Below are 11581 nucleotides of genomic sequence, written 5' to 3' on the forward strand. Positions count from 1 at the left end.
CGTGAATTTTTTGACTAATCGTAATTGTGCTCCGAAAGTTCGTCCAGATATTTCCCGTCTACAGCTCCTTCTTCCAGCGTCACCATACCCTCCATGGCGGCAGACGCCGATTCGATGATCTTGAAGGCCGGAATGCACCCGCTGCCTTCCCCCAGCCGCATGCCCAGATTCAGCAGAGGCGTAAGTCCCAGCCGCTCCATGGCCACTTCCGTGCCGCTTTCCGTGGAACTGTGGGAGGCGAACATATACCGGGTAACCATCGGACAGAACAGCTGGGCCATACAGGCGGCCGCCGAAGAAATAAATCCGTCGATGACCACCGGCATGTGCTGCCGGGCTGCCCCCAGATAAGCCCCGGTCATGGCGCACAGATCGAATCCCCCCAGCTCCGACAGCAGATGCAGCGCCAGATCCGGGTCCGCCGTCACCGGCACGATATCCCAGTCATCCTCATCGCAGCAGCGCCGGCACCCGGACGAATCCGCCGGCGCCGGCCGGTTCTTCATACACCGGTCCACAGCGTCCTGCACGACGGTCACCTTCTTCGCCATTCCCGCATCGCTCAGGCCGCCGCCCCGGCCTACCAGCATTTCCGCCGGGATCTCCGAAGCCGCCGCCAGAAGGGCGGAAGCGGTGGTCGTGTTGCCGATCCCCATTTCACCTACGCCCAAAAGGGTGATTCCCGCAGCCTTCATGGCGTTCACCGCCTCGAACCCGGTCAGAATGCCCCGGACCGCCTGTTCCTCTGTCATGGTCCTTCCCCGGGCCATGTTCCGGGTACCCGGTGCGATGCGCCGGTCCACAATCTTCGGCGGATCTGCCTCCGCTCCCGGCACCCGCATTGCCGCCGTATACATCCCTGCAGGAGCAGGAGTCTTCGTTCCCATATCCACGGTGAGCACCGGAATCCCGAAATACTTCGCCATGGAACTCATACCGGTGACCCCCCGTGTGAAGTTGATCATCTGACTCCGGGTCACAGACTGGGGCGCCGAGGCCACACCTTCCTCCACCACCCCGTTATCTGCACAGAAAACCACAATGCCCTGACGGGAAACGTCGTTTCCCGTCACGTTTCCCGTCATGCCTGCCAGCCGGACGGAGATCTCCTCCAGACGTCCCAGGCTGCCCGGAACCTTGGCCAGCCGGCGCTGCCGCTCCTTCGCCCGGTTCATCGCCTCCTGATCGATGCAGCCGATCTCATGCACCAGTCCCTTCAGGTACGTTCTCTGTTCTTCGATTCCATCCATCCGGATTCACCTCCTGCACTTTTCTTCCGATTCCGGTTTCTTCCCGGCTCCGGTCCCGCTCACGACCGGAACAGCACCCCGGCAAAGCTCCGGGGACGAAGGACACACCGGTCCCCGGGCCAAAGGCCGGTCTTCTCCCATTCCTGCCGGATCATGCGGATTTCGAAATCCGCCGGGGATGCCGGGTCCTGCCGGCTGCTCTCCTCCGGGGAAAGCCGTATTTCCACAGTTTCTCCCTCCGGCAAGACTGCCCGCACCCTGTAGAAGCGGGTGCCGCCGGATTCTCCACCGCTCTCCGGGGCCTCCGCCCGGATCTCCGAAGGGTGCAGCATCAGTTCTGCCGGACCGTTTTCTGCCGGACCGTCCCCATCCGGTCCGCTTTCCTTCACTTTCACACAGAAATCTCTGCAGCGGAACACGCCCGTCTCCACCGTTCCCGGGAAATAGATCGTCGTCCCCATCCTGTCCGCCACCTTCCTGCTGACCGGAGCGGTCCACAGTTCATCCGGTGTTCCGTACTGCAGAATCCGCCCGCTTTCCATCAGGGCGATCCGGTCCGAAAACCGCATAGCTTCCGCCCGGTCATGGGTCACCATGACCGTGGTCAGATGCATTTCCTCATGGATGGACCGGACCAGCCGGCCCATCTCGCTGCGCAGATGCGGATCGAGACCGGAGAACGGCTCGTCCAGCAGCAGGATCTCCGGATCCGCCGCCAGCGCCCGGGCCAGAGCAACCCGCTGCTGCTGACCCCCGGACATTTCCCGGATCCGCCGCCGCTGAAATCCGGGGAGCTGCACCGCCCGCAGAAGTTCCTCCACCCGGTCTCTGCGCACTTTCTTCGGGATTCCCTTCAGTTCCATGGGAAATGCGATGTTTTCCTCCACATTCATGTGCGGAAACAGCCGGAGATCCTGAAAGACGATGACAGCGCCCCGTTTCTCCGGGGGCACCCCGAGCACAGATGCGCCGTTCATCCGGATATCGCCGGCACTGACCTCCAGGAGACCGGCGATACTCTTCAGCAGAGTGGATTTCCCGCAGCCCGAGGCGCCCAGAAGCGAGACGAATTCGCCCGAACGGATATCCAGGTCAATCTTTGTCAATACTTCCTCCCCGGCCAGCGCCACGGAGAGACCTTCGATTCTCAACTCCATTCTAAACCTCCTACGAGAAATATTCCACATCCCGGTTCTTCATAATACGGCGGGTCACCAGTTCGAAAACCCCGAAAATCACGATCGTCACCATCAGGAAGATGACGCTGTAAATGCTGGCAAAATTCCGTTCTCCCCCGGTCAGGAACGGGACCATCACAATGGTGAAGGTCTTCACATTGCCGCCGCCGATGATCAGCGTCAGGAAATACTGACTGAAAGAGACGATATACGACATGGAGAAGGCGGATAGAATCACCGGCAGCAGGTTCGGCAGCGTGACCCGCCGGAAGGCGGTGAGGGGACCCGCCCCCAGAACCCGGGCCTGCTCCTCCAGCCGGATCCCCAGTCCCCGGGTGCCGTCCTGCAGCAGCTGCACCGCATAGGGCAGAGAACAGATCAGATGCACGAAAATGACACCCCCGGCATTTCCCCCCAGCCCGATGCGGAGGAACAGAACCTGGATTCCCATGGCGAACACCGACGCCGGCACCACGAAGGGCAGGAGGGACAAAAAAGAGAAGAATGTCCGTCCAAAAAATGCGTAACACTCCAGCGCCCGGGCAGTCATCATCCCCACCAGAACCGCCAGCGCCGCCACCGCCAGGGAGATCAGCACGCTGGAGAAGAACACCATCGCCAGTTCCCGGCCGTCCCGGAACACGGAACGGACCGCCCGGAGGGACAGCGTCCCGGGCAGAAGGTCCGGCCACGCCCATCTCTCGGTCACCACCCACAGAAGGATCGTCAGCAGCGGCAGAATCACCGCCAGGCAGAACAGAACCAGAAGGATCGAAGCGATGACATTGGATTTTTCCTTTTTCATGCTCTCTCTCCTTTCCGCCGGAGTCCCATGATCAGCAGATGATACACCAGCACCGCCAGAAGCGACAGGAAAATAATGATTCCGTTCACCGCCATGGCCCGGGGCCGGGTGCGGAGATCCGGATTCTGAAACGCCACGTAGGCCAGCACCGGCAGCGCCTTCGGCTTCGTGGCCCCCAGAATGAACGGCATCTCATAGGCCCCCAGGGAGAACACGTAGATAATCAGGAAGGCGGTCAATATGGATTTCATGCACAGCGGCAGCGTCACCCGCAGGAAGGCGGTCCGGCGGGAAGCCCCCAGATTGACTGCCGCCTCTCCCAGTTTCCCGTTGATATTCGCCATCAGCGCCATGACGAAATAGATCACAAAGGGAAGCTCCTTCCACACATACGCCAGGATCACCCCGAATCCGTGGGGATCGTAGATCAGAAGCGGGAATTCCGACTGATCCCGGAGCAGGCCCAGCGCCGCCCCGATCCGGGCCAGAATTCCGTTCTGGGAGAAAATGTTCACAATGAACAGCGCCACCACCAGGTGGGGTACGATGATCGGCAGCTGGACAATCCGCATCACGGGGCCTGCGGTCTTCTTCCGGCTCACCAGCAGGGCGCAGATCAGCGTGCCGCCGGCGCAGGCGATGAAAGCCGACAGGAACGAGGTAAACAGGCTGTACTTCACCGCAGCGATCAGATTCGGATCCTGCAGCACCTCCCGGTAATATTGTGTTGTGAATTTCGTCATCCCGAAGGCCGGGATGACGCCGAGGCTCTGCACAATACCGGTTCCCAGACCGGCCAGAAACACTGCCCCGATGATCATCTGCGGGATCAGCAGAATGTATGGTGTCAGTTTCTTCATAACTTTTATATTATAGCAACAGGGGATGCCTGCGGCATCCCCTGAATTATTTCAAATAACAGATAACAGAAGCTACTTTCCTGCAACTTCCTCTTCCCAGATTTCCTCGATGATCGGAACCAGTGCGGACGGCATCTCCGGCAGGCGCTTGCTCAGCAGCTGTGCCTGCGGAATCGTTCCCTTGCCCAGATCCACCTTCGCGAATGCATCCTTCTGCGCCTTGGACAGCTTGCTGTTGTCCGTTACCGGAACAGTGTGCAGCTTCTCATAGCGGTTCAGCTGAACCTCCGGGCTCATCATTTCATTAATGGCCACCATGGCACCGGCCACATTGCCGGAGTTCTTCGCAATCGCCATGTAGTTGGTGTTGCCGATGGTTCCTTTCTTGAACTGGAAGGAGTCCGCCGTCTTCGGGAATGTGCCGTTTTCGATGTACTTGGAAATATCGTATGCATCGTACGTCACCCGGAAGATGGTCTCGCCGTCAGCGAACATCTTGTCCGCCTTCTGGGAGGATTCCGGGAATGTCTTTCCCTTGTTCCAAAGATACGGATTCAGGGACTTCAGATACTTCATGGCCGGTTCCACCGCCTTCCGCACCGTTTCCTTGTCCGCCTTCATGTTCTGGAACTGCTTGTACCCGCAGATATCATAGATCACATTCCGGACGAACACACTGCCGGTGAAATCAGGCGGTGCCGGATAGGTGACTTTCCCCGGATTCTTCTTCACAAATTCCGCGAATGCCTTCGTATCCGTCGGCACAGACTTCACCTTCGCCCTGTCCACCTCGAAGACCACCTGTGCCTTGCCGTACGGCGCCTCGTAGCCCTTGATCGGATAGGAGAAGTCGTAGTTATTCTCTCTGTCCTTCGCATTATAGTACTTTCCGTAATTCGGCAGCTTGTCCAGGAACGGTCCGTACAGGAAGCCGTTCTCCCGCGCCGTCTTGAAATTCTCCCCGTTGATCCAGATCATATCGATGTCGCTCTTCTTCTTTCCGGACTGCTTCTCACCGGAAAGCTGGCTCAGAATATCCTCGATATTCATCGGAACCCGCTTCATCTTGATTCCGTACTTCTTCTGCATGCGCGGCGCAAAATAATCGTCCAGCCAGCTGTTCAGCAGATCATCTCCGCCCCAGCCGTAGAACGTCACCGTCGTTCCCTTCGCCTTCTTCACCATATCATCGAAGGATGCTGCACTTTCCTTCGAAGTGCCCTCCTTCTTCTCTGAAGTGCCTCCGGAGGATCCGCAGGCTGTCATGGACACTGCCACCAGCAGGGCTATGAGCAGAGCCAGAATCTTCTTTCCCTTCATCATCACACGCTCCTTTTCTCATTCAATGAACCGTTTCCCGGGCGCTCCGCACCCGTATTCGCTCATGCAAAAGTGTATCATACCATTCCATGGAAATGAACCGGACAGCCCCATCATTGAGAATATCAATACAACTCCGCTTTCACCCTTGAAATTAAGAAAGTCCTTCCATATAATCGAATGTATACGCACGCCTGCCGGGTGCGCTTTGTCGACAAAAAACACCTGCCCAGGCGTCCGCAAACACAGAAAGACGAACTGAAAAAGGAACCACATCATTCATGAGCACGAAAACCAAGAGCAACCTGGTCCTGCTGCTGACCACTCTGATCTGGGGCACGGCATTTATCGCCCAGAAGAATGGGGGCAGTATCGGGGCCTTCACATTCAACGGCATCCGCACGGTCATCGGCGGTCTGTCCATCCTGCCGGTGATCTGGTGGATGAACCGGCACCCGGATCCGGAACAGTCAAAAAAATACCGAAAGCACGGCCGCTGGTCGGAACGGAAAACCCTGGTCATCGGCGGCTGTCTCTGCGGCACGGCCCTGTTCCTGGGCGCCAACCTGCAGCAGATGGGCATCAACTACACCACCGTATCCAAGGCGGGGTTCATCACCTCCCTGTATTCCATTCTGGTTCCGGTGCTGGCCCTCTTCATCGGGAAGAAAGTCCGCCCGGTCATCTGGCTTTGTATGGCGGTCAGCGCCGTCGGCCTCTACCTGCTCTGCATGAGACAGGAGGCCTTCCGGCTCCAGCTGGGAGACGCTCTGATCCTGGTCTGCGCCGTCTTCTTCGCCGTCCAGATTCTGCTGGTGGACTATTTCATCCAGTTCGTGAATCCGGTGAAACTTTCCTTCGTCCAGACCATGTTCAGCGGTATCGTCAGCATCATCTGCATGTTCCTGTTCGAACATCCGGTCTGGAGCCAGATCCTCGGGCAGGCGCTCCCAATCCTGTATGCGGGCGTCATGTCTTCCGGCGTGGCCTACACCCTGCAGATGGTGGGCCAGAAGGGCGCCGACCCGACCCAGGCAGCACTGATTCTCTGTCTGGAATCCGTGTTCAGCGCTCTGTCCGGAGCGCTGCTGCTCCGGGAGGCCATGTCCCTGCGCCAGTATCTGGGCTGCGGACTGATCTTCGGTGCCGTTGTGGTGAGCCAGCTGCCCGGGCGGGGGACAGAACCTGCCCCGGCGGCAGACCGTCAGGAAACGACCCTTCCGGAAGTTCCGGAGGAGAAGGAAGAATAGAGAGGAATAGAACAGAAAAAAGACAGAAAGCGTAATAGAGTAAAAGAATAGAAGGAGGAAGAAACATATGAACAGAGAAGAAGCACTGGCTCTGGTGCGGCAGTATAATCAGGACGAATATCACCTCTACCACGCCGAAACGGTGGGCGGTGTTCTGCGCTGGTTCGCCGAGAAACTGGGCTACGGAGACGAAGCGGATTTCTGGGAGGTCGTCGGCATCCTGCACGACATTGACTTCGAACAGTGGCCGGATCAGCACTGTGTGAAGGCGCCGGAACTGCTTCGGGCGGCCGGCGCAGATGAGCGGACAATCCACGGAGTCGTCTCCCACGGGTATGGCATCTGCGTGGACACTGCTCCGGAACATGAAATGGAAAAGGTGCTTTTCGCAGCGGACGAACTCACAGGCATCGTGAATGCGGCGGCGAAGATGCGGCCTTCCGGCAGCTGCAAAGACATGGAATTGAAGTCCCTGAAGAAAAAATTCAAATCCAAGGGGTTCGCTGCGGGCTGCGACCGGGACACCATCCGGAAAGGCGCAGAGATGCTGGGCTGGGACCTGGATACCCTGCTGAACGACACCCTGGAAGCCATGAAGAGTCTGCCGGGACAGTAGAAAAACGGACGGGGGCTGTGATTCTGGCGGGGGTTATGGTTCTGGCGGGTGCGATAATCAAGAATCTTCCTCGAAGAATCCATCAGCTTCTACCAGCCTTCCCTCACACTGTAATCACTGCCGAATTGTACACCAGTGAAAATTTCTCACCGAAAGCGGCACCATTTTGCGGAATCCAGTTGGCAGTTTCCGTCGTATTTTGTATAATTACTGTGTGTGTGAAAGCACACAGTGATTTTTTATTTTTTGTATTTCATTGTGTTTGTTGGGAGAGGGAATGCGGTCCGCCGCAGATCCCGCCGTGCCGCTTCAGGCGGCAGACTGGAGAGTCAATTTATGGACAATTTTTTCAAACTTACAGAACGGGGAACGGATGTAAAGACGGAGATCACCTCCGGTATCACCACATTCCTCGCCATGGTCTACATTCTGGCGGTCAACCCGTCGATTCTGTCCGCCACCGGAATGGACAGCGGATCGATTTTCACCGCCACCTGCGTTTCCGCTGCGGTAGGCTGCTTCTGCATGGCGTTCTTAGCTAATTACCCGGTAGCACTGGCTTCCGGCATGGGTCTGAACGCTTACTTTGCTTACACTGTTGTTCCGAATCTGGTGAAAAGCGGTGTTGCTAATGCCTGGCAGATCGCCCTCACGGCTGTCTTTGTGGAAGGTATCATCTTCATCCTGCTGTCCGTCACGAATTTCCGGGAAATGCTGGTGAATGATATTCCGGAGAACCTGAAGCATGCGATCTCCGCCGGCATCGGACTTTTCGTCACCATCATCGGTCTGAAGAATGCGGGCATCGTGGCCAACGATGATTCCACGCTGATCACCTTCGGACCGCTGTACACGCCTCAGGTGGCGCTGGCGCTGATCGGTCTTCTGATCGTCGCAATCCTCTATCATTACAATGTAAAGGGATACATCCTGATCGGCATCCTGATCACCTGGGTTCTGGGCATGATCGCCCAGGCTGCCGGCTGGTACGTCGTCGATGTGAAGGCCGGCATGTACTCCCTGTATCCTTCCTTCGATCTGGGCAGTCTGATCCCGAAGGATCATAACATCTGGGCATTCAACTTCCAGTGGGTGGGAACCCACATTCTGGACTTCGCCGTTGTCGTCTTCTCCTTCCTGTTCGTGGATATCTTCGACACGGTAGGAACGCTGATCGGTGTTGCTTCCAAGGGGAACCTGCTGGATGAAAACGGAAAACTGCCGAATGCGAAGGGCGCCCTGCTGGCAGATGCGATCGCCACTGTATTCGGCGCCATCTTCGGTACTTCCACCGTCACCTCCTTCGTGGAATCCACGGCGGGTGTTGCGAACGGCGGCCGTACCGGTCTCACGGCGATTACCAGCGGCGTGCTGTTCATCATCGCACTTTTCTTCTCCCCGATCTTCCTGGCGATTCCGAGCTTTGCCACAACCCCGGCACTGGTATGGGTCGGTCTGCTGATGCTGGGATCCATCAAGGACGTGGACTTCGGAAGTGATACCGCCGACACCGTCGGTGCATTCCTGGCGATTGTCATGATGCCGTTCACTTCCTCCATCGCCACCGGCATTATGTGGGGCATGCTGTCCTGGGTGCTGCTGAAGGTGTTCACGGGCAAAGCGAAGGACGTTAAGCCGATCATGTGGATCGTATTCGTTCTCTTCGCCCTCTATGCGGTGAAGGAAGTTGCCCTGCCGACCATGTAGCAGGGTGCCAGAATACCTGTAATCCATACACACATTTACAACATAGGAAGAAGGCTTACCAAATGAAGTATGAAATGACCATTGCCGGCCTGAAGCGTCAGCTCCCGCTGTGCCCGATCAACGAAAACCTGTATATCGGGGCGTTCGTCATGTTCGGTGACCCGGAGATCACCGTCGCAGCGGCCCGGGATCTTCTGCAGAAGGCGCCGGAATTCGACGTTATCGTCACAGCGGAATCCAAAGGGATTCCACTGGCCCACGAAATGGCGCGGCAGGCGGGAAATATGCCGTATGTTGTCTGCCGGAAGGGTGCGAAGCGCTACATGCGCAACGTCGTCCAGACCACGGTGGACTCCATCACCACCGACCACATCCAGATCCTGTGTGTCGGAGAAGATGACGGCGAACGGATCCGGGGGAAGCGGGTTCTGATTGCGGATGACGTGATCAGCACCGGCGGATCCCTGAGATCCATCGAGAAACTGGTCAACCAGCTGGGCGGCAATATCGTCGGAAAGATGGCTGTCCTGGCAGAGGGGGATGCGGCAAAACGGGATGATATCATCTTCCTGGAACGGCTGCCGCTTTTCCACGGCGACGGATCGCCGATTGAGGATGAGCAGTAATCCTGCCTGATGACACGAAAGAACAGAGAAGAGCACGGAAACCAAACAGTCGGTTTCCGTGCTCCTTTTTTTGTCCTGTCCCCCCTGTCGAGCGCAGACTTCAAAATTGCCGGAATATTTACCCCTCGAATCCGCTGCGCCGCCTTGCGGTATGCCCGGGATTGAAATATAATAATAGGATATCAGAAGAGAGTGTGTGATAACGAAAGGGGGGTCTCTATGAAAGAATTTAACTTCAAGTCACTTCAGAATGGCAGTGATATTCGAGGCATAGCGCTCCCGGGGGTAGAAGGGGAGGAAGTCAACCTCACCGATACAGCGGCGGAACGGATCTCGAAAGGATTTCTGATCTGGCTTTCTGCGAAAACCGGGAAATCCGTCTCCGATCTGGTCGTCAGTGTGGGGAGAGACCCGAGGCTTTCAGGCGGCAATCTTTCCGAGACGATCTGCCGGACGATGGTGCGCTACGGCGTACATGTGATGAACTGCAGCCTGGCTTCCACGCCGGCCATGTTCATGTCCACCATCTTCGAAGAGACGAATGCCGACGGTGCCGTCATGGTGACCGCCAGTCATCTGCCGTTTAACCGGAACGGCATGAAATTCTTCAGCAGAGAAGGCGGGCTGGAGAAGCGGGACATCACGGAGATTCTCACGGCCGCCGGTTCCGATGCGAAACTGGGCGCCCTGCATCCGACCCGGGAGAATTTCGTGGAATTCCCGAGTCTGATGAAGCGGTATTCCGATCACCTGAAAGGATTGATTACGGCGAAACTGGGAGAAGGGAAACCACTGGAGGGGCTGAAGATTGCAGTGGATGCCGGCAACGGATCCGGCGGATTCTTTGCGAAGAAGGTCCTGGAGCCGCTGGGTGCGGATATTTCCGCCAGCCAGTTTCTGGAACCGGACGGCAGTTTCCCGAATCATCAGCCGAATCCGGAGAATGAGGAGGCCATGGGATATATCACCCGGGCTGTGAAGGAGAACCACTGTGATCTGGGAATCATCTTCGACACGGATGTGGACCGCTCCTCCGCCGTGGATGAGCACGGCAGGGAAGTGAACCGGAATGCCATCGTGGCGATGGCTGCGGCACTGATCGCCGGGGACCATCCGGGCACAACCGTCGTCACCGACAGCATCACCAGCACAGAGCTTCACACCTTCCTGGAGGAGGATCTGAAACTGAAGCATTTCCGCTTCCGGAGGGGCTACCGGAATGTGATCAACAAGGGGATCGAACTGAATGAAGACGGTATCGACTGCCAGCTGGCCATCGAAACCTCCGGCCATGCGGCCTTCAAGGAAAACTACTTCCTGGATGACGGCGCCTATCTGGCCACACTGATTGTCATCCGTACGGCCCTGCTGAAGAAGGAAGGAAAGGGGATTTCTTCCGTCATCGAAAATCTGAAGGAACCGCTGGAGTCCCGGGAAGTCCGGATGAAGATCACCGGCGGCGACTTCAGCGAGATCGGAGACCGTGCCATCGACTACACCCGCCGCTGGATGGAGCACAACGCACCGGATATGATCGCCAACACCTGCTCCGCCCAGAACGGTCCTGCTGCGGTGAAAGACCAGAAGATCATCATCGTGGAACCGAACTTCGAAGGTGTCCGGGTGGAATTCGAGGGACCGGTCACCGGCTGGTTCCTGCTGCGGAAATCCCTGCATGATCCGATCATGCCGCTGAACATCGAATCCCAGCAGGAGGGCGGATGCCGCCGGATCGCAGATCTGCTTCGGCACTGCCTGAACAATGTGCCTGACGTCGACAGTTCCGAGCTGTAGGTTCGCCCGCCGCAGGCGGCTCCTTTCACAGCCTGCGGCGGGCGGTGATGAACGGCTGCCCGGCACTTTTTTGTCAGAAATGTGCATTAATCAATGATGTGAGACCTAAATTGAAAAAAAGATAAAAGGCCGTTTGATACCATTAGAATGATCTGATCAGGGCTGGCGATTTTGA

At 57.3% G+C, this 11581-nt stretch carries 10 protein-coding genes; 5 read left to right on the top strand and 5 right to left on the bottom strand.

Annotated elements, in window-relative coordinates; genetic code table 11:
- Positions 1 to 14: 14 nt before the first annotated feature.
- The 5 genes from BLQ24_RS08300 to BLQ24_RS08320 all read right to left on the bottom strand — a co-directional run bounded on the left by BLQ24_RS08300 (position 15) and on the right by BLQ24_RS08320 (position 5416).
- Positions 15 to 1250: a nicotinate-nucleotide--dimethylbenzimidazole phosphoribosyltransferase gene (locus tag BLQ24_RS08300; protein WP_090164496.1), complete on the bottom strand. Its 1236-nt coding sequence runs from the start codon at positions 1248 to 1250 to the stop codon at positions 15 to 17.
- A 59-nt stretch (positions 1251 to 1309) separates the two neighbouring features.
- Positions 1310 to 2407, bottom strand: coding sequence for an ABC transporter ATP-binding protein (locus BLQ24_RS08305; protein ID WP_090164497.1), 1098 nt, complete (start codon positions 2405 to 2407; stop codon positions 1310 to 1312).
- 10 nt (positions 2408 to 2417) lie between these two features.
- Positions 2418 to 3233 (bottom strand): ABC transporter permease, encoded by an 816-nt coding sequence (locus BLQ24_RS08310; protein ID WP_090164498.1) that lies wholly within the window; start codon positions 3231 to 3233, stop codon positions 2418 to 2420.
- The gene (locus BLQ24_RS08315) at positions 3230 to 4093 is read right to left on the bottom strand and encodes an ABC transporter permease (protein WP_090164499.1); all 864 of its coding nucleotides are present in this window, start codon (positions 4091 to 4093) and stop codon (positions 3230 to 3232) included. The genes BLQ24_RS08310 and BLQ24_RS08315 overlap by 4 nt, the downstream gene beginning before the upstream one ends.
- 72 nt (positions 4094 to 4165) lie before the next feature.
- Complete coding sequence (locus BLQ24_RS08320; RefSeq protein ID WP_336433280.1) at positions 4166 to 5416, bottom strand: ABC transporter substrate-binding protein; 1251 nt, start codon at positions 5414 to 5416, stop codon at positions 4166 to 4168.
- A gap of 278 nt (positions 5417 to 5694) precedes the next feature.
- Here BLQ24_RS08320 and BLQ24_RS08330 point away from each other — a divergent pair, with 278 nt between their 5' ends.
- From BLQ24_RS08330 to BLQ24_RS08350, 5 genes are all read left to right on the top strand, one after another.
- Positions 5695 to 6663, top strand: a complete 969-nt coding sequence (locus tag BLQ24_RS08330; RefSeq protein ID WP_090164501.1) for a DMT family transporter — start codon at positions 5695 to 5697, stop codon at positions 6661 to 6663.
- Between the two features lie 67 nt (positions 6664 to 6730).
- Positions 6731 to 7279, top strand: a complete 549-nt coding sequence (locus BLQ24_RS08335; protein ID WP_090164502.1) for a hydrolase — start codon at positions 6731 to 6733, stop codon at positions 7277 to 7279.
- Positions 7280 to 7615: 336 nt separating this feature from the next.
- Positions 7616 to 8986 carry an NCS2 family permease gene (locus BLQ24_RS08340; protein WP_090164503.1) on the top strand — a complete coding sequence of 457 codons (1371 nt, stop codon included), beginning with the start codon at positions 7616 to 7618 and terminating at the stop codon, positions 8984 to 8986.
- 62 nt (positions 8987 to 9048) lie between these two features.
- A complete protein-coding gene (locus BLQ24_RS08345) occupies positions 9049 to 9612 on the top strand; it encodes a phosphoribosyltransferase family protein (protein WP_090164504.1) in 564 nt (187 codons plus the stop codon).
- A gap of 219 nt (positions 9613 to 9831) precedes the next feature.
- Positions 9832 to 11406, top strand: coding sequence for a phosphohexomutase domain-containing protein (locus tag BLQ24_RS08350; RefSeq protein WP_090164505.1), 1575 nt, complete (start codon positions 9832 to 9834; stop codon positions 11404 to 11406).
- Positions 11407 to 11581: the final 175 nt, after the last annotated feature.

Source organism: Eubacterium pyruvativorans, from assembly GCF_900102225.1.
Classification (GTDB): domain Bacteria; phylum Bacillota; class Clostridia; order Peptostreptococcales; family Anaerovoracaceae; genus Aminicella; species Aminicella pyruvativorans.